The sequence below is a fragment of the Ilumatobacter sp. genome (assembly GCF_046290335.1).
In the GTDB taxonomy this organism is placed as follows: domain Bacteria; phylum Actinomycetota; class Acidimicrobiia; order Acidimicrobiales; family Ilumatobacteraceae; genus Ilumatobacter_A.
Genome location: NZ_JBKAGH010000002.1, coordinates 782,849 through 803,767, shown reverse-complemented (window position 1 = coordinate 803,767; position 20,919 = coordinate 782,849). Strand labels below are relative to the sequence as shown.

The 20,919-nt window shown below is 65.0% G+C and carries 25 protein-coding genes; 7 read left to right on the top strand and 18 right to left on the bottom strand.

Features of this window, described 5'->3' with window-relative positions:
- Window positions 1-501 (top strand): nuclear transport factor 2 family protein, encoded by a 501-nt coding sequence (locus ACE37B_RS12300; RefSeq protein ID WP_409923605.1) that lies wholly within the window; start codon window positions 1-3, stop codon window positions 499-501.
- A 316-nt stretch (window positions 502-817) separates the two neighbouring features.
- On the top strand, window positions 818-1,315 hold the full coding sequence (locus ACE37B_RS12295; protein ID WP_409923604.1) for a PPOX class F420-dependent oxidoreductase: 498 nt from the start codon (window positions 818-820) through the stop codon (window positions 1,313-1,315).
- A gap of 80 nt (window positions 1,316-1,395) precedes the next feature.
- Here the strand turns inward: ACE37B_RS12295 and ACE37B_RS12290 are convergent, their stop codons facing one another.
- Genes ACE37B_RS12290 through ACE37B_RS12275 form a run of 4 tightly spaced genes read right to left on the bottom strand, consistent with a single transcriptional unit; the run spans window position 1,396 to window position 3,531 of the window.
- Window positions 1,396-1,830, bottom strand: a complete 435-nt coding sequence (locus tag ACE37B_RS12290; protein ID WP_409923603.1) for a pyridoxamine 5'-phosphate oxidase family protein — start codon at window positions 1,828-1,830, stop codon at window positions 1,396-1,398.
- Between the two features lie 9 nt (window positions 1,831-1,839).
- The gene (locus tag ACE37B_RS12285; RefSeq protein WP_409923602.1) at window positions 1,840-2,202 is read right to left on the bottom strand and encodes a hypothetical protein; all 363 of its coding nucleotides are present in this window, start codon (window positions 2,200-2,202) and stop codon (window positions 1,840-1,842) included.
- 58 nt (window positions 2,203-2,260) lie between these two features.
- Complete coding sequence (locus tag ACE37B_RS12280; protein ID WP_409923601.1) at window positions 2,261-2,707, bottom strand: pyridoxamine 5'-phosphate oxidase family protein; 447 nt, start codon at window positions 2,705-2,707, stop codon at window positions 2,261-2,263.
- Entirely contained in the window at window positions 2,695-3,531 is an 837-nt protein-coding gene (locus ACE37B_RS12275; protein WP_409923600.1) for an SDR family oxidoreductase, read from the bottom strand. The genes ACE37B_RS12280 and ACE37B_RS12275 overlap by 13 nt, the downstream gene beginning before the upstream one ends.
- A gap of 90 nt (window positions 3,532-3,621) precedes the next feature.
- On the opposite strand from ACE37B_RS12275, the gene ACE37B_RS12270 reads away from it, so the two are divergent.
- Window positions 3,622-4,041 (top strand): winged helix-turn-helix transcriptional regulator, encoded by a 420-nt coding sequence (locus ACE37B_RS12270; protein ID WP_409923599.1) that lies wholly within the window; start codon window positions 3,622-3,624, stop codon window positions 4,039-4,041.
- A 164-nt stretch (window positions 4,042-4,205) separates the two neighbouring features.
- Here the strand turns inward: ACE37B_RS12270 and ACE37B_RS12265 are convergent, their stop codons facing one another.
- The 6 genes from ACE37B_RS12265 to ACE37B_RS12240 form a co-directional block, all read right to left on the bottom strand.
- The gene (locus ACE37B_RS12265) at window positions 4,206-5,264 is read right to left on the bottom strand and encodes a haloalkane dehalogenase (protein ID WP_409923598.1); all 1,059 of its coding nucleotides are present in this window, start codon (window positions 5,262-5,264) and stop codon (window positions 4,206-4,208) included.
- Window positions 5,261-5,407, bottom strand: a complete 147-nt coding sequence (locus ACE37B_RS12260) for a hypothetical protein (RefSeq protein WP_409923597.1) — start codon at window positions 5,405-5,407, stop codon at window positions 5,261-5,263. The genes ACE37B_RS12265 and ACE37B_RS12260 overlap by 4 nt, the downstream gene beginning before the upstream one ends.
- A gap of 583 nt (window positions 5,408-5,990) precedes the next feature.
- A complete protein-coding gene (locus tag ACE37B_RS12255; protein WP_409923673.1) occupies window positions 5,991-6,098 on the bottom strand; it encodes an excisionase family DNA-binding protein in 108 nt (35 codons plus the stop codon).
- A gap of 379 nt (window positions 6,099-6,477) precedes the next feature.
- Window positions 6,478-6,777: a HigA family addiction module antitoxin gene (locus ACE37B_RS12250; RefSeq protein WP_409923596.1), complete on the bottom strand. Its 300-nt coding sequence runs from the start codon at window positions 6,775-6,777 to the stop codon at window positions 6,478-6,480.
- 11 nt (window positions 6,778-6,788) lie between these two features.
- Window positions 6,789-7,070: a type II toxin-antitoxin system RelE/ParE family toxin gene (locus tag ACE37B_RS12245; RefSeq protein WP_409923595.1), complete on the bottom strand. Its 282-nt coding sequence runs from the start codon at window positions 7,068-7,070 to the stop codon at window positions 6,789-6,791.
- A 127-nt stretch (window positions 7,071-7,197) separates the two neighbouring features.
- Entirely contained in the window at window positions 7,198-8,085 is an 888-nt protein-coding gene (locus tag ACE37B_RS12240; RefSeq protein ID WP_409923594.1) for an AraC family transcriptional regulator N-terminal domain-containing protein, read from the bottom strand.
- A 132-nt stretch (window positions 8,086-8,217) separates the two neighbouring features.
- Between ACE37B_RS12240 and ACE37B_RS12235 the strand changes: the two genes are divergently transcribed.
- Both ACE37B_RS12235 and ACE37B_RS12230 read left to right on the top strand, forming a co-directional pair.
- On the top strand, window positions 8,218-8,715 hold the full coding sequence (locus ACE37B_RS12235) for a PPOX class F420-dependent oxidoreductase (RefSeq protein ID WP_409923593.1): 498 nt from the start codon (window positions 8,218-8,220) through the stop codon (window positions 8,713-8,715).
- Between the two features lie 33 nt (window positions 8,716-8,748).
- Window positions 8,749-9,582, top strand: a complete 834-nt coding sequence (locus tag ACE37B_RS12230) for an SDR family oxidoreductase (protein WP_409923592.1) — start codon at window positions 8,749-8,751, stop codon at window positions 9,580-9,582.
- Window positions 9,583-9,988: 406 nt separating this feature from the next.
- On the opposite strand, the gene ACE37B_RS12225 is transcribed toward ACE37B_RS12230, so the two are convergent.
- The 3 genes from ACE37B_RS12225 to ACE37B_RS12215 all read right to left on the bottom strand — a co-directional run bounded on the left by ACE37B_RS12225 (window position 9,989) and on the right by ACE37B_RS12215 (window position 11,125).
- Window positions 9,989-10,339: a DUF4279 domain-containing protein gene (locus ACE37B_RS12225; protein ID WP_409923591.1), complete on the bottom strand. Its 351-nt coding sequence runs from the start codon at window positions 10,337-10,339 to the stop codon at window positions 9,989-9,991.
- A 227-nt stretch (window positions 10,340-10,566) separates the two neighbouring features.
- Complete coding sequence (locus ACE37B_RS12220) at window positions 10,567-10,914, bottom strand: type II toxin-antitoxin system VapC family toxin (RefSeq protein ID WP_409923590.1); 348 nt, start codon at window positions 10,912-10,914, stop codon at window positions 10,567-10,569.
- Window positions 10,907-11,125 carry a CopG family transcriptional regulator gene (locus ACE37B_RS12215; RefSeq protein WP_409923589.1) on the bottom strand — a complete coding sequence of 73 codons (219 nt, stop codon included), beginning with the start codon at window positions 11,123-11,125 and terminating at the stop codon, window positions 10,907-10,909. The genes ACE37B_RS12220 and ACE37B_RS12215 overlap by 8 nt, the downstream gene beginning before the upstream one ends.
- Window positions 11,126-11,591: 466 nt before the next feature.
- Between ACE37B_RS12215 and ACE37B_RS12210 the strand changes: the two genes are divergently transcribed.
- On the top strand, window positions 11,592-11,843 hold the full coding sequence (locus ACE37B_RS12210) for a hypothetical protein (protein WP_409923588.1): 252 nt from the start codon (window positions 11,592-11,594) through the stop codon (window positions 11,841-11,843).
- Complete coding sequence (locus tag ACE37B_RS12205; protein ID WP_409923587.1) at window positions 11,837-12,148, top strand: type II toxin-antitoxin system PemK/MazF family toxin; 312 nt, start codon at window positions 11,837-11,839, stop codon at window positions 12,146-12,148. The genes ACE37B_RS12210 and ACE37B_RS12205 overlap by 7 nt, the downstream gene beginning before the upstream one ends.
- Before the next feature lie 193 nt (window positions 12,149-12,341).
- Here ACE37B_RS12205 and ACE37B_RS12200 read toward each other — a convergent pair whose 3' ends face one another.
- The 5 genes from ACE37B_RS12200 to ACE37B_RS12180 all read right to left on the bottom strand — a co-directional run bounded on the left by ACE37B_RS12200 (window position 12,342) and on the right by ACE37B_RS12180 (window position 20,367).
- On the bottom strand, window positions 12,342-13,526 hold the full coding sequence (locus ACE37B_RS12200) for a Fic family protein (RefSeq protein ID WP_409923586.1): 1,185 nt from the start codon (window positions 13,524-13,526) through the stop codon (window positions 12,342-12,344).
- Between the two features lie 197 nt (window positions 13,527-13,723).
- Window positions 13,724-14,950 (bottom strand): Wadjet anti-phage system protein JetD domain-containing protein, encoded by a 1,227-nt coding sequence (locus ACE37B_RS12195; RefSeq protein WP_409923585.1) that lies wholly within the window; start codon window positions 14,948-14,950, stop codon window positions 13,724-13,726.
- On the bottom strand, window positions 14,931-18,311 hold the full coding sequence (locus tag ACE37B_RS12190; RefSeq protein WP_409923584.1) for an ATP-binding protein: 3,381 nt from the start codon (window positions 18,309-18,311) through the stop codon (window positions 14,931-14,933). Before ACE37B_RS12190 ends, ACE37B_RS12195 begins: the two co-directional genes overlap by 20 nt.
- On the bottom strand, window positions 18,308-18,886 hold the full coding sequence (locus tag ACE37B_RS12185) for a DUF4194 domain-containing protein (protein WP_409923583.1): 579 nt from the start codon (window positions 18,884-18,886) through the stop codon (window positions 18,308-18,310). Before ACE37B_RS12185 ends, ACE37B_RS12190 begins: the two co-directional genes overlap by 4 nt.
- Window positions 18,886-20,367, bottom strand: a complete 1,482-nt coding sequence (locus tag ACE37B_RS12180; protein ID WP_409923582.1) for a DUF3375 domain-containing protein — start codon at window positions 20,365-20,367, stop codon at window positions 18,886-18,888. Before ACE37B_RS12180 ends, ACE37B_RS12185 begins: the two co-directional genes overlap by 1 nt.
- Window positions 20,368-20,919 lie beyond the last annotated feature (552 nt).

Sequence of the window (20,919 nt, the reverse complement as noted above, 5' to 3'; positions counted from 1 at the left end):
ATGGACCTTGCCGACCTCGACGAGTTGATGGCCCGCACCGAGATCACCGACGTCTTGTTGCGCTACGTCCGCGGTGCGGATCGGGCCGATTGGGACCTGGTGCGCAGTTGCTATCACCCCGATGCCACCGACGATCACGGTCTCTACCGTGGCGACGTCGACGGACTCATCGGGTTCCTCACCGCTCTCGCTGGAGCGCTCGACTCCACGAGCCACCACCTGAGCCCGCCGCTCATCGTCGTCGATGGGGACGACGCTCGCTCCGAGGCGTACTGCATCGGTTCGTACACGCGCTCGCGCCGGGGTGGGGGTACGACCCTCGTCTGCCAGGGCGTGCGCTACCTCGACCGACTGGAGCGACGTTCCGGGCGCTGGGCGATCTCGACCCGCGTCGTCGTGCACGATTGGGAGCGAGTGTTCATCGACGGTGAATCGGCGCCGCCCGACTCGTGGCAGCGTGGGGCGCGAGGTTCGGACGATCCATCGTCGACGTTCATGTGACCCGCCGAGCAAGGCACGATCGACAGCCCGACTCATCTGCTGATCCGATCGAATCGGCCGGCGCCTCGTCGCACGTCGCACGTCTGCGGCTGGGCGGGTGGGTGGGTCATGCGGTTGGTCCGGTGGCTTGTGCGGTCCGGCTCCACTGTTCGGGTGGTTGGCTCGGGTGGTTGGCCGTCGTGCCGTTCGACGTCTCGCTGACTTGGCCGGGGCTGGCGTCGCCGACGCCGTCCGCGGCGGTGGTGATGTCGCTGCCTCGAGTGATGCCCTGCTCGACATCGTCCTAGGGTGAGAGTCAGACCGCTCAGGAGACACGATGAAGAAGATCCCCAGAGACGACCCGCGCGCGAAGCGGATCGCCACCTCCGACGTCGTCGACCGCGACGGGCTGATCGGGTTCGCGACCGGCAAACACGCTTTCGTGCTGGCCACCACCCGCCGGGACGGGCGGCCGCAGATGAGCCTCGTGACCGGGACGATCACCTCCGACGGCGAGTTGCTGATCTCGAGCTATCCGCAGCGGGCGAAGGCCAACAACGTCCGACGCAACCCCCATGCGTCGGTGCTCGTGATGGGCGACGGGTTCGACTCGGCGTGGGTGCAGATCGACGGCGATGCCGAGGTCGTCGACATGCCCGACGCTGCCGACGCCCTCGTCGAGTACTACCGCTGCATCAGCGGTGAGCATCCCGACTGGGACGAGTATCGCCAGGCGATGGTCGACCAGGGCAAGTCGGTGATCCGCATCCGCCCGACCCGCTGGGGGCCCGTCAGCACCGGAGGCTTCCCACCCGAACTCTTCGACGACGACTGACCCGACCCGACATCGAAACGACTCACGGCATCGGTCGTTGCGTCCGACCCACGCTGCGGGGGCGTCTCAGGGTTCGCAGCTCATGCCGGCGACGGGTCACTCGCTGCCCAACCGGTGACGGCGACGATCTCGAAGACGTGCACCGCCGCGAAGGGCTTGTCCCGGTACTGGACGAACGACTCGGCCAGTCGGTTCGCGAGGGCGTCGGTCGGCGCGTGTGAGCCGTGTCCGAGCCAGCGGAGGCGGGCGCGCACCCACCACAGCTTCGACCAGTCGTCGCGATCCCAGTGCTCGATCGACAGCGTCGCGCGTGGGTCGTGTTCGAGGTTCCGTTCCCGTTGCAGCCGGGTCGACGACTTGGGTTTCACCAGGTCGACCGGAGAACCCAGGTGGTCGCCGACCACGGCGTACACGGTCGGCCCGACGTCGACGCCGAGTTCCTGGTGTCGCGTCGCCATGAACCCGTGGCTGTTCGCTTGCAACAGGTGACGCGCCTGGTCCTCGGGGAGCCGCATCCGGGCAACCTAGGCGGCGTTGACCGTCGGCAGGATCTCGTCGTTGAGTACCCGCAGGTCCTCGAGCGTCTTCGACGTCGGGACGTCCGCGAACGGCGGCCAGATCAACGGCATCGTCATGCCGGCCTGCTTGAGTTCGATCAGGTTCTGGGTGATCTGCTCCTGCGTTCCGCTCAGGAGGTTGGTCAGCTTCCCGTTGCGGGTCTGATCGGTCGGCTCGTCGGTGATGACGAACCAGCACATGCTCGACACCTCGAGTTCGTCGACGGACTTGGCGCCGAGCGCATCGAGCTCTTCGCCGATCGCCTCCAGCCACACACGCAGCTCTTCGGGGGTGTCCTGGATGCCGATCCAGCCGGCGAGGGCATTCACGTCTCGATCACGCTGCAACGCCCGCCGGCTCGTGGTGCATGACACCGAGGCTTGCTCCTCACGGCGCCACTCCGAGGATGCGCTCAGGCGCGACGAACACTGCGAGGCGAGCATCCTCGGCCATGGCCCGGTCGTATTCGTCGAAGTCGTCGTGAGTACCACCAGCGGCCCGGAACACGTCGCGAAGCAGCAACCGGACGGCCTCGTGGTCGATGCCGGGGCGGAGATCGTCGGGACCGATCACGTCGGCAGGCCCGGTCATCGAGACCCACTTCCAGTCCCGCCGCACGAGGACGGTCACCTCTGATCCGCGCCGGATGTGGCCGACTCGGGCGGCCCGGCCCATCGACACGAACGCCACGCATCGGTCGCCGGTGATCGGGTGATCGATGACACCGCAGTTGACGACGCTCGACAGCACGCGACCGTCGGACTGGGTGGTGCTCACGACGGCGAGGCCGTGCTCCTGGCTCAGCATCGAGCGGACGAGCCCTAGGTCCAGCATGTGTCCTCGGTTCGGTCGTGTTGCAGTTGGTGTGTCGGCGTGCTCGGCGGATCACCGGAGACGTCGCGGTCGGGATGGGCGATCGTCATCGGGCGGGTTCCTTGTTGAGTTGACCGAAGATGAAGCCGGGAGCCAGCCTGCTCAACCACTTCAGCTGTCTCGACTGGCCCGGGGGCGATCTCGTCGTCACCGCGCTCGAGCCCTTTCACGAACGCCGCAACGAGCTCGTCGGGCGGCATCCGCTTGAAGCTCGGGTTCAGCCCGTCGGCCAGTGGTGTGTCGGTGACCGGCGGCAGGAGTTCGACGACCCGGACCGAGGTGTCCTTCAACTGTTCGCGCAGCGACACCGTCCACGCGTGCACGAACGCCTTGGCACCCGAGTACACCGGCGCGGCCGCGTACGGGACCCAGGCCAGCCCGGAGCTGACGTTGACGATCGTCGAGCGTCGTTCGAGCAGTCCGGGCAGGAAGGCATCGACCATTCGGACCGGTCCCGCCACGTCGATGTCGACCTCCTGGAGCTGACGGTCGAGCGGGTAGCCGGACGTGACGTCGAAGAAGTGCATCACCCCGGCGCAGTTGACCAGCATGTCGATGCCGCCGGTCGCGGCCATCTGCTGTTGAAGTGCAGCGATCTGGGCGGCGTCGGTGACATCGCAGACGACGGCGTCGATGTGCTCGTGGGCCGCGGCCGTCTCGGCGAGACGCTGCGCGTCCCGGCCGGTGACCACCACCCTTGCCCCCTCGGTCGCGAGTGCCGTCGCCAGCGATCGGCCGATGCCGGAGCTGCCACCCGTGACCAGTACTCGTGAACCCTTCAGCACGGTCTCTCCCTCGTCTCTCCCTCGTCTCTCGCTTGCGGATTGCAAGTGAAGCTACCTTGATCGCTCTGGAACCGCAAGTAAGATTGCGAAATGCCCAGGTCGTCGGACACCGAACTGCGTTCGTCGTGCCCCGTCGCGGCGTCGCTCGACGTGCTCGGGGATCGATGGACCCTGGTGGTGCTCCGTGACCTCGTGCTCGGTGGGGTCTCCCATTTCGCCGACTTCGCCGTCGACGAGGCGATCGCCACCAACACGCTCGCCGAACGTCTGCAGCGCCTCCGTGACGCCGGCGTGATCGCGCGAGTGCGCGATCCCGAGGACGGGCGCCGCTGGATCTACGTCCCCCGTCAGCCTGCGATCGAGCTGATCCCGGTGCTCATCGACCTGATGATCTGGGGGATCGCCAACACCGCCGCCGACGTTCCGCCCGAGAAGGCGAACGCAGCCGAGCGCCGCGACGAACTAATCAAGCAGTTCACGGCGGCGGCGAGCACCCGAGTCGTCGACTGAGCGGGATCCGACGACCGGGTGTCACCGTTCTGCTTCCGCCCGGTCGATCCAGCGGAACACGTGTGCGAGGTAGGGCTCCGGGTTGTCTTCCCAGTCGCTGTAGGTGAGCACGCTCATTGGCTGCGGCGAGGTGAGGACCAGCTGGGGTGCGCCCGGTTGGCGGATCAGCGAGTGGAGCCGAACGGGTCGGGTGTGTCGTGCATCCAGGCGGCGATGCGAGCGGCAAGGTCCGCCCCGACGTCTTCCTGGATCATGTGTCCGGCGTCCGGGTAGTCGTGGTGGGGTTGGCCGACGGCGCCGGCGATCTGTTCGCGCGTCGCGGCAATCGAGTCCGGCGTTCCGAAGATCGGATCGAGCAGACCGAAGCAGCCCAGTACGGGGCGATCGAACGCTTCGAGCGCGGCCCGGGCCGCTTCGTTGGTCGGTGCGTCGCCGACGGTGTTGACGAGGGAGGGGAACGTCCGCGGTCCGGCCATGTGGATCCGGCTGGGGAAGGGTGCGTCGTAGGCGGCGAACTCTGCGTCGGTCAGATCGGCGTTGATCGTTGCCCGCATCGGCACCGACGGCATGAAGTCGCGGCCGACCAGCGCATAGGTCGCCCACGCCTCGAACAGTCCCATGCCACCACCGGGGCTGATCACATCGGGGAACGCGAGGTCCTGCGGCTCCAGCGAGTCCGGCAGGGTCAGGATCTCGACCCCCTCCGGGAGGACGAGCAGGTTGCCGTTCGCCACGACCACTCGGGCGAAGCGGTCGGGGCGGTTGCCGACGCAGCGCAATCCGATGAGCGAACCCCAGTCCTGCACGACGGGCGTGATCGCGTCGAGGCCGAGCACGTCGATGAACTCCTCGACCCACGCCACGTGGTGCAAGAAGCGGTAGTCGGCGAGTTGTACCGGCTTGTCGGACTTGCCGAAGCCGATCAGGTCCGGAGCGATCACCCGCAAGCCGGCACCGGCGAGCACCGGGATCATCTTGCGGTACAGGTAGCTCCAGTCCGGTTGGCCGTGCAGGAGCAGCACGACTTCGCCGTCGGGATCGCCGGCGTCGACGTAGTGCATCCGCATCCCGTCGACCGGGGCATAGCGCGGCTCCCACGGATAGTCGGGCAGGCCGTCAAGGCAGTCGTCCGGTGTCCGCACGAATGGCCGTCCGGTTGCGGTCCAGAGAATCTCGGCGTCGTCTGCCGATACGTCAGGTGGGAGCGTCGCGTGCTGGTTCACGGGGTTGCCCCGTCGAAGCAGCCCGTCGCCGACGTCAACGTGCCGTCGGGGCCGTAGGTGGCGAACGATGCACCGGTGTCGACGACGGCCCAGAGTTCCCCGTAGGGGTCCCACTGAGATCGGTGCGCGGTGGACATGGTCATGACTTCTCCTCCCGGATAGCTTGCAAAGAGCAAGTTACCTTCTCGACGGGTGGGCGTCCAGTGCAACCGCCATGAAGCTGCCGAAGGTGCCACACTGCACGCACCAGCAGGTCACGCACGCCCGTCAGAGCCTGGCCATCCGCCGCCGGTCAAGATGTGTGGAACACCGCCGGGTTCAACACCTGCCGCTTCCACATCATCTCGGCCTCAGCCGCCGTCAACCGGGCGCGCTCCGACGCTTCCGCCCAACCCGGACGCCCCGCATCCACGACCTCGTCGACGATCACTGTTGGGGTCAGCTACGACCCGCACGGTCAGAAGTCGAGGTCATCCAATGACAGATCAGCCGTGCCGAGCGACGGTCGGCCCTTGCCGAGTCTTGCCCGCCACCGGCCGGCCTGTGTCCGTCCAGTCCAGCCCTGCCCTCGACGGAATCCGGTCTCAGAGTTGACAGACTTCTCTCTGTGCGCCACGGCGAGCTCGCCATCGACTCGGGCTGGAGACGAGCGCGTGACCGCCGAGTCGTCGGGGTGATTGCGACCGACGGCATGCGGCATGCTGCGGCTTGGCGTCTGGCCTCGACCTATGTGTCGATGTCGCGGCGGTCGAAGCGGACCGACGTACCGATCCGGATCGCTCGCACCTCGTGGCGATCCACGAGACGTTGAACGGTTCCGCGCGAGACGGCCAGGATTCGGCGACGTCGTCATATCGAAGCAACTGGTCCGAGCGGGAACCATGTCGGGGTAGAAGCCGCACGGATACGCAATCGAGCGGTCAACCATGGGCATGCCCTGCAGAGTCCCTGCACTGCATGTCGCATGTCCTCCCTCGCCGAAGCGACTTGGTCATCGAGCAGGGGTCCCGAAGTGGGGCGGATGACGGGAATCGAACCCGCGTTCTCAGCTTGGGAAACGAAAGTCCCTCGACCGGCCGGGAGGGCTGTGACCTGGGAAAACGTGCGATGGGCTGATGTTTCGCGCCGACGGATCTGTGCCGTTGCTAGCCGGTGTCGACCACTGTTGACCGCTGTGTGAGGCACGGCTGAGGCACGACCTCGGGCAGCGGTGCTACGCGGTCGCGAGGGGTTCGATCTGGTCGAGCGTGGTGGCGAGTCGGTCGCGTTCGACTTCGATTTCATAGCGGCTCTGGAGGTTGAGCCAGAAGCGTTCGCTGGTGCCGAAGTAGCGGGCGAGGCGCAGTGCGGTGTCGGCGGTGATGCCTCGTTTGCCGTGCACGATCTCGTTGATCCGGCGTGGAGGGACTCCGATTGCGACGGCGACGCGGTGCTGGGTGATGCCGAGCGGTTCGAGGTAGTCGAGCATCAGGATCTCGCCCGGGTGGATCGGTTCCATGGTGGGTGTCGTCATGTCATGTCCTCTCAGTGGTAGTCGACGATCTCGACGTCTTCGGGTCCTGCGGCCGTCCACCGGAAGCAGATGCGCCATTGATCGTTGATGCGGATGCTGTAGGTGTTGGCGCGGTCGCCCTTGAGCTTCTCGAGGCGGTTGCCGGGCGGGATGCGCAGGTCGCCGATCTGGTCGGCGGCGTCGAGGATGAGCAGCTTGCGCAGGGCGGCGCGTTGGGTTGTGGGGTCGAGGCGTTTGGATCGTTGTCGTTGCCACACCCGTTCGGTGTCCTTGTCTGAGAACGACTGCAGCACGCGACTGATGGTAACGCTTCCCGTCATTAACGACAAACGTTATGCGCGGCGCCTCCGGCTGGTGGGGAGGTCGGTCCTGGGCCTCTCTCGCGTCGCCCGGGACCCAAGGTGAGTCGGGGCCGGTGGATCACGCGGTTGGTCCGATGGCTGCTGCAGTCCGGCTCCATTGTTTGGGGGGTTGGCCGTAGTGCCGTTTGAAGTCTCGGCTGAACTGGGCGGGGCTGGCGTAGCCGACGTCGTTCGCTGCGGTGGTGATGTCGCTGCCTCGGGTGATGAGGGTGGCGGCGGCGTTCAGTCGGAGTGCTTTGATGAATTGGAGCGGGGCGTAGCTGGTGGCGCGTCGGAACCGGCGATCGAAGACGGGTCGGCTCATCCCGGCTCGTTGGGCGAGGTCGTCGATGGAGAGCGGCTGGTCGAGGTGGTCGCGGATGAAACCGATCGTGTGGTTGAGGTCGTGGGACCGTCCGATGGTGTGCCAGAGCGAGGAGCCGGCTGGTCCGGCGAGGACGAGGTAGAGCAACTCGCGGAGCCGGCCGGGCCCGAGTGCGCGGCGGCGGGCGTCGTCGTCGAGGAGCACGAGGAGTAGCTGGAGTGCGGAGGTGAAGGTGTCGTCCCACTCGACGACGGTCGGGGCGAGTTCGGGGCCGTTGGCGGGGCTGGGTCGGCGTGGCGGCGTGTGTTCGGCGAGGTCGACGAGGAGTTCGGTCACGGCTCTGGTGTTGAGCAAGATCTGGACGCCGAGGATCGGTTGTTCCTCGCTGGCCTGGGGTGCTTCGGATTCGATCGGCAGGGTGGTCGGGGCGCAGATGTAGGTGCCGGCTCCGTAGCGATAGGTGGTGGCGTCGAGGTGCGCCCACTTCGTGCCCTGGACGACGATGTTGAGCAGCGGTGGCATGACCGCCGGCTGTCGGGGGTTGGGGGTCGTCTTTCGGTACACCGACACGCCATCGAGTGCGGTCGGGAACAGACCGTGGCTCGGGGCGTGGGTCTCGACCAGGCGCCGGATGTCTTCCATGGACGGAAAACTAGGCCGAACGTCGCGTCCGTGGAGCAGAAGCGATCGGATCGAGCAAGAATCCGATCGAATCGTGGAAGCTGCAGCACGAGCCCCGTCCTAGCGTTCGAGTCAGAACGCCAAGGAGGCCTCATGAAGAAGATCCCCAGAGACGACCCGAGAGCGCAGCGCGTCGCCACCTCCGACATCGTCGACCTCGACGGTCTGATCGAGTTCGCGACCGACAAACGCGCCTTCGTGCTGGCCACCACCCGTCGAGACGGCCGGCCACAGATGAGCCTCGTCACCGGGACGATCACGCCCGCCGGTGACCTGCTGATCTCGACCTATCCGCAGCGCGCCAAGGCCAACAACGCTCGACGCGATCCCAACGTCTCCGTGCTGGTGATGGGTGGTGGCTTCGACGCAGCGTGGGTTCAGATCGACGGCGACGCCGAGGTCATCGACATGCCCGACGCCACCGACATCCTCGTGGAGTACTACCGCTGCATCAGTGGCGAGCACCCCGACTGGGACGAGTACCGCCAGGCCATGGCCGACCAGAACAAGTCGGTCATCCGCGTCCGCCCGACCCGCTGGGGACCCATCAGCACCGGCGGCTTCCCACCCGAACTCTTCGAAGACGACTGAACCCGACCCGACACCGAAACGAACGAGATGCACATGACCACCAAGACCGTCCTCATCACCGGAGCCAGCAGCGGCATCGGCCACGCCACCGCCCAACACTTCCACCAGCACGGCTGGAACGTCGTCGCCACCATGCGGACCCCTGACGACTCCGAACTCCACCAGCTCGACAACACCCTCGTCACCCGGCTCGACGTCACCGACATCGACTCCATCGACACCGCGGTCCAGGCCGCACTCGACCGGTTCGGTGGCATCGACGTGCTGGTCAACAACGCCGGCTACGACACCTTCGGCCCGCTCGAAGCCGTCCCCCGCGACGCCATGGTCCGCCAGATCGACACCAACCTCGTCGGCGTCCTCGACGTCACCCGTGCCGTGCTGCCGACCATGCGCACACGAGGTGAGGGTGTGGTGATCAACATCTCCTCGGTCGCCGGTCAGATGACGTTCCCGTTCAACTCGCTGTACCACGCCACCAAGTTCGGGCTCGAAGGAGCGACCGAATCGCTCGCCTTCGAACTCGGCGGGATCGGGATTCGCGTCAAGATCATCCAACCCGGCAGCATCGCCACTCAGTTCTGGGGCGGCTCGTTGGACTTCCACGACGACCCCGACCTCGCCGAGTACCGCACGATGATGGACGCCATCAGCAAAGCGGTCGCCCACCTCCAGGAGAACCATCACGCCGCGTCGCCACCGTCGGTCGTCGCCGAGGTCATCTACCGAGCCGCCACCGACGGCACCGACACGATCCGCTACCGCGCCGGAGACAACGCCGACGCCTTCTTCGGCCTCCGAGATGGCAAGACCGACGAGGAATACATCGCCGCCACTCGCCAGCAGTACGGCATCTCGCCAGGGTGACCACGCAGGCGAGCGAGTCGGTACTCCGAGCCGGTGTTCATCGACCCGCATTCGCCCTCGTCGACGACCGTTCAGCGACGACCGTTCCGCAACGACCGTTCAGCGACGTATCGAACCGGGTGGCGGGCCGTCCACCTGCCTCACCCATGAGGTACGAGACCCATTCGAGCCCACTCAGGTCGAGGACGAGTGGCGATCCTGCGTGAGCTCTGACCGGCGCCTTCGTGTGGAGCAGATGACGGAAATCGAACCGGCGTCCTCAGCTTGGGAAACGGGAGTTTCACGTCCGGCCTGTAGCGCTGTGACCTGGGAAACGTGCGATGAGGCGAACCGATCCGCATGACTCCACGTCGTGTTCGTCGTACTCGTCGACGTCGAGCGGCCAGCCCAGGTCGGCCAGTCGCCGTCACAACGACACGTCGAGGTGAATTCGCTCGATGCTGATGCCGTCGAATCGGCGTCGCTCGTCGCGTCCCGGATTCTCCGTGCTCGCCTCGGCGCTGCAGAAGTGCCGCACCAGCGAGATGGAGCAGGTCGACGCGTCACCCGTCGTGAGGGTTTGAAGCCGATCGGCCAGCGCTTCGAATCGGTCCGCGAGTTGGCGGATCTGGTCGTCCGCCTGATCTACGCCGGAAGCCCGGGAGCTCCAGATGTTGGTCTTCGGAATCACGGGTTCAGCAGAGTGTCGCGAGCCTCGCCAGCTCACGTGGCTCGGCGTCAGACCGAGCACCTCGCAGATCTGATCCGGATTGAACACATCGCTGAGACGTCAGAGCTGGCGTACTGGAGCAGCGTCACGAGGTCCCCCGGGCGCAAAGGTCGTCGGCTGCGGCCCCCAAGCAGACCGCTCTCTCGAGGCCGACGCCGCACTGACCAGCGGTTTGGCGGGTCTCACGATCGCACGACGCCGCCGATCGGAAAGCCCGCCCGGTTCGGCATCTCCGGGCGGGGTGGCCCGCTCGGAATTGTCGTTCGGTGTCGTCGTCAGTCGATCGAGCGGAGTCGGAGCCCTCGGATGTGTTCGAAGTGCTTGTTGTTTCGCGTCACGACACCGAGTCCGCGCTCGAGCGCCGTGGCAGCGATGAGCGCGTCGGGGAGGCGAGTCCCGAACTCACGTGCGATTCTCCCGGCCCGCGCAGCGATCTCGCGGTCGACGTCGACCTCTCGAAACGGAGCCAGCAGCTGCGAACAGAGATCGGTGGCTGAGTTCCCCGCGAACAACTCGGCTCTGGTCACGACTGAGTAGTGAACGCGGTGACGCCTCGGGCGAAACTCGTGGGCGCCGCGCAGGTGGTCGATGAAGACGTCGGTGTCGACGAGGAGGTCAGCCACGAGGCCAGGAATCGCGTGACGGAGTAGCGGCGTCGGGTGCTGCTCCGAAGGTGGCGTCAAGGGCTGCGTCCGGGTCGGGGAGGTCGTCGAGGTACTCATCGAGGGCGCGGCGGATGACCTGTGCCATGGTGAGGCCCTCCGACGCTGCAACGCGATCGACTCGCTCTCGTTGCTCGTCGGTCAGGTACACCTGAGTTCGCGTGGACGGCATACATCTATCGTATACAGCACGCCGTCCGGTGACCAGCACATATCGACGCGATCGACTCGTTCGTCGAGACCGAGCAGATCGGCACTCACGTATCGCTCGGCCGCGACGAGCGGTGGCCCGAGCGATACTCCCCTCACGAAACGCTGTCGCTCGTGCTGCATCGCTCGCGCACTGCGCGGCCGCAGGGCCGGCGATCGTCGGCGCAGCCATCACGCCCCGAAGAGGTCGTGACTCTGCGTGTGCTCTGACCAGGCGTTTCGTGTGGACCGGATGACGGGAATCGAACCTGCGTTCTCAGCTTGGGAAGCGTCAACTTGGTTTCCCTCGCAGGGCTGTGAGCAGGTGAAGCGCGGTCCTGCCGAAGGTCGCCGTGATGCGCGTGCAATCCCCGTGCAACTTCTTCGAGTGGGGTTCGACGGTCGACGCTCATCACGGCGCGCGTTCTACATCTTGTAGAATGGAACGTATGACGACGCCCGTGCCGACACGGTTCAGTGATGAGGAACTCGCCATCATCGACCGGTTGGTCGATGATGGCGTTGCTGACAGCCGCTCAGCGGTCATTCGACGCGGTGTTCACCACCTCGCTGACGCTGTTCGACGGGCCCGTGTCGGCGAGACCATTGCCGAGTCCTATCGGGCACTGCCACAAACGGACGACGATGACGAGCTCGCGATGGCGAACGCGATCGCGATGACCGAGGCGGAGTCGTGGTAGCCCAAGCGGAGATCTGGCTGATGGAGACACCGAATCAGAAGCGTCGCCCAGTTCTCGTCGTGTCGCGAGACGAGGTCATTCCCGTGCTCAATAACGTCATCGTTGCGCCGGTGACCAGCACCGTGCGCAACATCGCGACGTGCATCCCGGTCGGTCCTGGCGAAGGGCTCGATCACGAGAGCGTGGCAACGTTCGACAACCTTGCCGCGGTTCCCAAGTCGGTGCTCACCACGCAGCTCGGAGGACTCGGTGTCGGTGGGCGGCAGCGGATCTGTGACGCGCTGGCGGCGCTTGCCGACTGCTGATCGTCCGTCACGCCAGCGTGCGCCAGCCGCCCATGCCTGTTTCGCCGACCAGGGGAAATGGAGCGGATGACGGGAATCGAACCCGCGTTCTCAGCTTGGGAAGCTTCGGTTTTGCCTTGCTCTGCGGCACGCTGAGCAGGTCAAACGTCGCAAATTCTTGCCCAGGGTGAGTCGCCGTGCGAGCTACGTGCGACTACGCCGAATTTTCTTCCGGACCCGTTGTCGTGTTTCGTTCGGCGACCAGCACTTCGAGGACCTCGTGGGCTCGCCATCGGAGTTGGCCCCGTGGGCCGTCAGCGGCCTCCGTGAGGATTCCGAGGTCGGCAAGGATCCGGAGTGCTGCGAGCGCGGACGGTCGCGTGATGGCCAGGCGCTTCTCGACGATCCTGGAGGTGAGGACGGGTTGTTCGAATGCAAGGTCAACGAGCTGGTTCGCCGAGCCTCGTGTCGTGTCTTGAACGCGTACGCGGTACTGCTCTCGGAGGTCGGTGAGCTGTTCGGCGCGACCGACGGCGTCGACGGCCTGGGTGGAGACGGCGTCGAGGAACATGGACAACCAAGTGTCGATGTCACCTCGCTCGCGCACTCCTTGGAGTGCTTCGTAGTAGGCGGTGCGCCGTTCCTCGAAGTAGGGCGAGATGTAGAGCAGTGGTGCTGGAAGCCGATCGCGAATGACGAGGAAGAAGACGACGAGCAGTCGTCCGAGACGACCGTTACCGTCGAGGAATGGGTGGATCGTCTCGAACTGGTAGTGCAGAAGAGCGGCCTGGATAAGCGGTGGCAGTGTCGGCTCTTCATGAACGAAAGCCTCCAGGTCGTCGAGGAGGCCGGGGAGCGCGTCTGCTGGCGGCGGGACGAATGTTGCGGTCTCGATCGTTGCGCCGGGCGCGCCGATCCAGTTCTGAGTGGTTCTGAATTCGCCGGGCTGGCGTTCACGGCCGCGCACGCCGGCGAGAATGACGGCGTGCATTTCGCGAATCAGGCGGGTGCTGAGTGGCAAGGTTGCGAGTCGGTCGAGCCCGGTCTCAATTGCGAGCACGTAGTTGATGACCTCTTCGACGTCTGGTCCGAGTGGGAGGTCGTCGGCTTCCGCGTCGTAGACGTCGGTGAGTGACGCTTGGGTTCCCTCGATACGGGTCGAGGCAACGGCCTCGCGGCGCAGGTACGGGCCGACAAGGAGTTGTGGGCTGGGGAGCAGCCTGCCTGCGCCGGCGAGTCGGCCGAGTGCTGCCTCGGCGTCGGCCATCTTTGTCACGGAAGCCGGGGAAAGGTCCAGCGATCGAGGAATGGGCTGCGGGAAGAACGCGATGTAGCCGTACGTGCCCGGCGTGCGTTTGGCGCTCCCGAAGGGTGTTTGCGCGTAGTTGGCAGCATCCATGGCGTGAAGCGTAGATCATCTCTAAAGAAAATCGCCTCCACCTTTCCGTACGTGTGCCGTCTCGAAAGGAAAGACAACAGTCGGGCACCATCCTGCAAGACAATCGCTGTTTCCTTGCGCGACGGAGCGCGACCTGAAAGGAACGGCAACAGTGAGATGGCGGGCCGCGCCGCTCCTCAGCGACTCTTGCTGTGGTTTCAGGATGAAGGCAGTGGCGACTCGGGCGCCGCGGCGCCCACCGCAATCGCGTCCAGTCCTGACCGGAGACTGCCGAATGAGATGCGCTCCTGCTCGAGCCGAACGGCGGCACCGTAGCGGTCTTCTCGAAGATCCTGGTACAGCCGCGCCTCGTCCGCTGTGAGGTGATCGAGATGCTCTGTGAGTGGGGACGGCTCGCCGACGGTCCGAGCGAGGTTGGCCTTCAGCGTCGATGCGTCCATCAACATCGACTCGCAGTGGGGAAACAGCGCGCGGAGTCGGCTGAGGATTCGGAACCCGTGAGTGTCGATGTCACCCCAGTAGACGAGACGACGGTCGTGAAGCCAGTCCAGGCCATTCAGCGTCGAGACGGCGTAGCCGCCGCCGAACACCACGATGCTGTCGGGGGTGTCGGGGAATGCGTTGAACGTCGCACGATTCTCGACGACGTAGACGTTTGCGACGGGGAGCGGCATCAGTGCGAGTTCGTCGACTCGGACTTCCATTTCGCTCAGAATCCGCGGGAGACCGACGTCGTTGCCAAGCGCGCGGAGACGAACGTACGTGGGCCGTGACCGGAATCCGTATCGCCTGTCGAGGTCGTTGTGTTGCGTGTGCACCCGCTCCGAGGCCAGGACGGCATCGAGGAGCGGACGCACCAGCCGACGATTCGCAACGAGGAATTTGGAGTCGACGCCGGGAGCATCGATGTGGCGAAGGTCGAGCTGCGACACGTCATGGTCAAGCACCCAGCGCAGCGCGGAGAGGAGCTGTGGCCAGATCCGGCTCCCCTCGGCGACCTGTCGAGGATGACGCCGAACCCAGTCCGTCGCTCCGGGCACGATCGTCTCAGTCGCAGATGCTGCGTGGTCGAATGCTTCGACGTCAGATCGTACGCCGACCACGTCGATCAGCTCATCGAAGGAGTCCACGCAGATCGAAGCGGGAATGCTGTTGGCGCCAACCGAGCGGTTCCGCACGACCTTGTCGGAAACGCGAAGCCCCGGCCTCCTGGCGACATCGGAACGGAACCCGGTGACCCATGACTGCACCTCGGCGGTCCGCTCGACCAGGTCGGCGGCGGTCGGCGTCCGCAACGTGATCGAAACGGGTTCGAACCGTTCGCCGAGGGCGTACGGCTCGAACCATTTCCCGCGAGCCCACTGGCGTTCGAGCTGGCTGATCAGTTCGGGAACGGTCGACCAGTCAGTCGAGCGTGCGGCCATGGGTCCGTCGCTGCTCTTGGAGTTCGTCGATCGTGACGCGTTGAAGTCGTGAGTGGTTGTCATTGAGGTTGTCGACGTAGCCGAGGCAGTGGACGTGTGGCTCGATGACGGCGATCTTCTGGAGTGGAGTGACGATCAGCAGTTGCAGTCCGAGCTTGGCAAAGAGGCCGAGCGCGTAGCGGGTGGACTCGTCGGACCCTCGTCCGAATGCCTCGTCGATCACGACGAAACGGAACCCGCGAGCCTTCTCGTCGGTCGGATCCAGTTGATACTGGTAGGCGAGTGAAGACCCGAGGATGGTGTACGCGAGCTTCTCTTTCTGCCCGCCCGACTTGCCGTCCGAATCGGAATAGCTTTCGTGCTCGGTGTCGTCCTGACGCCAGCGCTCCGACGCGGTGAATGTCGACCATTGACGAACGTCGGTGACGCGGGCTGTCCATCGACGGTCGAGGTCGGTCGACCCCTCTCGGCCCTTGAATCGGTCGATCACCGACTTGACGTCGTGGAATCGCTGCTCGGAGTACTGATCGTCGTCATCGCCGACGATGTTGCTGGTGCACACTCGGAGCTGCTCGCGGAAGTCGCGGATCTCGGCGTTGGGCGTCGCCGAGGCAACCAGTCGGATGAATCGGTCAGGGTTGTAGTCGATGGCTTCCAACGACGAGTTGATCATGGCGATGCGGTCGCGAATCGTGCGATCCTGCTTGTTGAGTTCCGCCGACAGCCCGGCAATCTCCTGGATCGTGTTCTCGTTCAACGACCGCTTGAACTCTGCCTCGAACCGTGGGAGGTCGTCGCCAGCGACCCGTTCGTGCAGTTGGCGGTATTCGGGGCCAGAGGCCAGAGAATCGTCGAGTTCGGACGCTTCGCTCGCGTAGGCCGTTCGGAATGCGGTCATCTGCCTGACGACGCGATTCGACACGGTGGTCGCTGCGTCAGAGGTGCGGTTGCGCTCGGTCGAGAGGTGATCTCGGGCGCGCTGTTCAAGTGCGGCGAAGTCGGGCTCGTCGGCGTTGGCCGGAAGCACCTTGGCCGTGTTGAGTTCAGTGGTGAGGTCGTCGAATTGTGCCTCGGCGATGGTCCGCGGCGGAGAGGGCTCGATGAGCGCAGCGAGGCTCCGGCGTCCGGTTTCGACCTGCGTGTGCTCGCTGCGCAGCCCGCCTCGGAGATCCTGTGCGGCGGCGACTGCGTCCGTCGTCTGGACGAGGTCGTGTTCGGTCGCCGACTTCTCGGTTGTCAGGGTTGCCAGGATGTCGGATGCGCTCCGGATCCTTTTGACTTCGTCCTCGGCCTGGTTGAGTTGGGTGATGAGCGACTCCCAATCGAACACGCTCCAATCGCTCTTCGACCCGAGGACGGCCAATCGTTGACCCGCCCCGGAGACATGCTGCGACTCACTCTGCAGCACGGCGAGCGCTTCGTCCATTGGTCGTCGGCGCGCCGCAAGAACCTGGCCGTGCTCGATGAGCGCGTCGATCTTGCGTTCGTTGCTCCAGCCGAGCACGTAATTGCGGCGATCATCGAGGCGCGAGCGATCGTCCTTCTCGTGGCGGTTGCGATCCTTGAGCTGACCCTGCCGAGTGACCGCGCGATCGACATCACGAAAGTCGTCGGTCGAGTCGACGCAGAGGTGAGCGGCACGCCGCGCCAACTCGCCCCGCATCCAGTCCGCATACTGTGATTCCGTCTGGACGTTGAGCAAGTCGAGTAACAGAGGGAATCGAGAGCTTCGGTCGGGCAGCCTCGGAGCGGCCACCCGATTCGGCACCCGGTAGTAGACAAGCCGAGTGCCGAGGTGTCGATCGTTGATCCATCGGGCGACCTGCTGGTAGGCATCGTCGGGCACGAGGAGGGACATCGCAAACGGGCGCAGCACGCGTTCGGCGGCGCCCTCCCACTCGGTTGCCCGAGCATCGACCTCGACCAGTTCACCAGCGAACGGCAGTGACGCGTCGTCGAGGCCCAGGTCGGCCATCAGATCCGCCCGGACCTCGAGCGACCTCGCCGGCAGGTTCGACCTCCGGCCCGCCAGGCTCTTCAGCTCGGCATTGACCTGCGCGATCTCGTCATCGATCTCCGTCAGCTCCTGTCGCTGCGCGAGCCGACGCTCGTCGATTTCTCCGGCCAGAGCCGAGTTCGACTCCTGCGCAGCAGCGACAGCCGTCCGGCTTGCGTCGAACTGCTCCCGGCTGGAGACCTGGTCGAGGCCCAACGCAGTGAGTTCGCGGTTGTGCTCCTCCAGCGCCGTCTGACGACGCGGCCACTCGATGCCCAGGCGTCCGATGTCTGCTTCCAGTGCTGAGATCCGCCCGCCGCCAGCCCGCTCGATGTCGATCGTGAGTTGGTCACGCCGTGCGCCGAGATCGCGTTGCTGGGTGCCCAGTCGTTCGAGTTCGTCGTCGGCTGCCGCGATGGACATGATGAGCTCCGCGTGGCGGGCAGCCAACCGGTCGTCGGTGCGGCTGGCGAAGTAGTATCGGGTTGCCGCACGGAGCCGATCGAGCAATTCGACGCGGGTCGCGTGTTCGTCGTGTGCGTCGAGGTCGACGACGAGCGGGGCAAGCAGGTCGAGTTGATCGCGTGCTCGGAGCACGGCCTCGTGAGCCCTGGTCAGATTGTCGAAGTGACCGATCAGGTCCCTGATCCGCGCCGCCATGTCGAACGGCTCAAGCATGTGGCTGCGCACGAAGTCGTTGAGGTTGTCGACCGCCTTCATCGACACGGTCTGGTGGAACAGATCGAGCGCTTGCTCGCTGGGGATGTTCAGGCGACGTCGCAGGTCTCGGCCGTACTCCGGGAAGTGGTCGTACAGGCGGACATCAACGTCGCGGAGTTGTCGTTTCAACTCGGGCAAGGTGTTCCCGAAGTTCGAGAAGTGCTTGGCGATGGTCAGCTCGCGATCGGCGACGACGAAGAACCGTTCGGGCTGACTGTTGTCCTCTCGTGCCCGAAACACCTGAGCGATCGTGGTGGTCGTGGCGAAGTCGGGGTTCGAGAACACGCCGAGGATCACTGAGTAGTGCTGTGGCCCGCGCAGCGGCACAGGACGGGTGCCTCCGGTGGCTTCGTTGCGTTCGGACTTGTAGTGGCCGAGCACGTACGAACGTAGATCGCGCTCCTTGGTGTCGGCTCCCGCAGCGCGGTTGTAGGAGATGCGGTGTGACGGCAGGAGCAGCGTCGTGAGTGCATCGACGGCGGTCGACTTTCCGGAGCCGATGTCGCCGGTGAGCAGTGCGTTGCGACCGTCGACGTCGAACGGCCAGACGACCCGGTCGAACGTGCCCCAGTTGAACAGCTCGAATCGCTGCAGCCTGGTGCCCGGCCGGAGATCGTGGAACGACGTCCCGCCGAAGACCGTCATGACCGATTCCCGGCCTGCGACAACTGCTCGATGTAGCGGTCGAGTTGGGCATCGAGGTCGGAGAGGAACTGGCCGTCGACGAACGCTCGGAGAATGGGACGGACCTCGAACTGATTAGCGGTGCTGCGAAGTTGGCGGAGGAAGCCGAGTTCCTTGACCCTGTTGATGTTGATCTCGATCTCGCGTCGGATCTTTGTCTCGTTGGTCGCATCGGCGGAGTACAGGCGCATCATCTCGACGAGCTGTTCGGTGCTGACGACGAGTTGGCCTTCGGTGGAGTCGGTGTCGAACTCGGCCAACCGTTTGCGGAGCAGCGCGAGGAGCAGGCTGGTGTGGAGCGCGAGCTTGTGACGGGCGATGAGCCGAGGCAGTGGTGGAGCGCCATCGACGTCGGGCAAGCTGGCGAGATAGGCGAACCCATTGGTTTCGTCGACCTCGACTCGCAGACCGAGCACGGCGGCGTAGTCGGCGACCTGGGCACGCCGCTTCAGCAGTGGTTCCCACAGCAACTCGTGGGCGTCTCGATAGATCGGACCCTTGAACAGCTGGATCACGATCGGTGACAGCTCGCTCACTATGCCTCCCCGCCGCGTGCAGTTGGGCTCGTGGGTCCGGCGCGACGGGTGAAGGTCACATCCGGCAGGTCGGCGACGCGGGAGGCGTCGTCGTCCTCCCACTGCACCACGGTGCGAGCGTCGGCGTCGAACACGACATCAAGCCCCGGATCGTCGAGCGAGAAGTATCCGACGAGTTCGGCCAGGCCCTGTTCCAGCGGCGCGTTGTCGATGACGTCGGCGAGTCGGATGTGACGCCGGGTGCCGAGGTTGCGCTGAACGCGTTCGAGAAGTACGGCTCGATCGACGAAGGAGTGAGCGTCGAGCACGCCGAGATCGATTTCGGACTCGCCGACCTCGATGACGGCATCATCGAGGTCACTCGTTCGACTGGGACGGAAAAGGGGTCGCTCGAACGGCAGCGAAATTGACACCTTCGTGTCGTCGATCGACATCTCGATGTCGGTGTTCTCACTACGAACCTTCAGGGCGCTGCGTTCGATGCTGCTCAGCAGTTCGAAGACTCGGCGGTTCTCGAGCCACACCTGGTCGTCGAGGAACCGGCGGAGCTGTTCGGAGAGTTGGCGAACGGTCCGCTGCGTTCGTTCGCTGGCATCGATCCAGTCGAAATGGGTACGGGCAAGGCGAGGGTCAAGTTCCGCGATTGCCGCGTTGTGGCGATCGTTCGAATCGTGAACGCGGTCGAGTAGATCGGTGAGCTCGACCTGCCGCTCCGCTGACAGCAGCAGGTCGTAGAACGCACGAAAGCTCCGCCCCTGGTCGGAGTCGGCGATCGAGTGGCGATCGGCGATCAATTCGTCGAGAAGTTCGCCCTTCGATCCGTCCCAGCCAGCGATTCGCTCACGAAGCTGGCGATCGAGTTGGCGGAAGTTCTCCTCAACCTGTCGAAAATCGGTGAGGAGCTCGCGCGCCGTTCGGGCGAACTGCTGATATCGGTCGCGACGGGCAGCAGAGTCGAGCGTGTCGACGTGACCTGCCTCGGCGCGTGCGATCTTCGCGTCGATCTCGTCCCTGCGGCGTCGAAGATCGGCCAACCTGCGTGTCGGATCAGCGTCGCTGTCATCAGCGAGTTGGCGAAGCAGCTCGAAGATCGTTTGCAGCCGGGATTCCGTGCCGATGAAACTGCGCGACTCGAGATCGTCGACGAAGTCAAGTGCAGCCTGGACAGAGGGCGAGAGATCGTAATGCGCTTGGTCCTGGCCCGACGGATAGAACTTGCGGAGCAAGCCGTGATCGGCATCCGCCCACTCGTCGAGATACGCCTTCGCCGTACGAGGGTAAGCGGCGTCACCGAGGCGCTCGCGAAGCGCATACAACTCATCGTCGACGAGCCGGGTCAGCTCGTCCGCCGCGATGTTCGAAGCATTCGGCTGGATGAAGACCCGATCGAGCACGCTGAGCACCATCGGGGCGTTGCGCGACGCAAGCAGAATCCACGCCGGATGCCGCGACCGCAGTGTCTCCAATTCGTCGTGCTCCATCTCCTGACACAGTATCGAAGGGGTGTCTCGGGGTTGCCCGGCGGACGGCGGGAGTGCGGTCGCTGCGACGGCAGGCCGATCTTGCTGAGCGCACCCGGATACCTGACGTCGTGCCGTTGCTTCGAGGAACTACCAAGGATTTTCGTCGGCGCGGATCCGAGCATGACGTCGTGCGATATCCGTTCGACAAGCGACAGAAATCCGCGACTCTGCGTCCACATCGGCGAACTCGCCCGCAGCTCGTGAGCTGGCAATTCGGCCCCGCCACGTAGCGATTTCAGGCACCAACTTCAGCTTCTTAAGTGCCACGAAGCTGAGAACGACGATTGGGTCGGCAAGCTACCTACCAGGGGAAATGGAGCGGATGACGGGAATCGAACCCGCGTTCTCAGCTTGGGAAGCGCTTCGAGGCGGATTTCATCGTGCCTGCGTATCGGCTATTTGTCCTGTTCATCCGTGGTTTCTTCGAGCGCCGTTGTTGTGCGCTGTTGCGCCGTATTGCGCCCTGTTGTGTGTTCTTCTAGGCACGATTTAGGCACGTCGGTGGCGTGT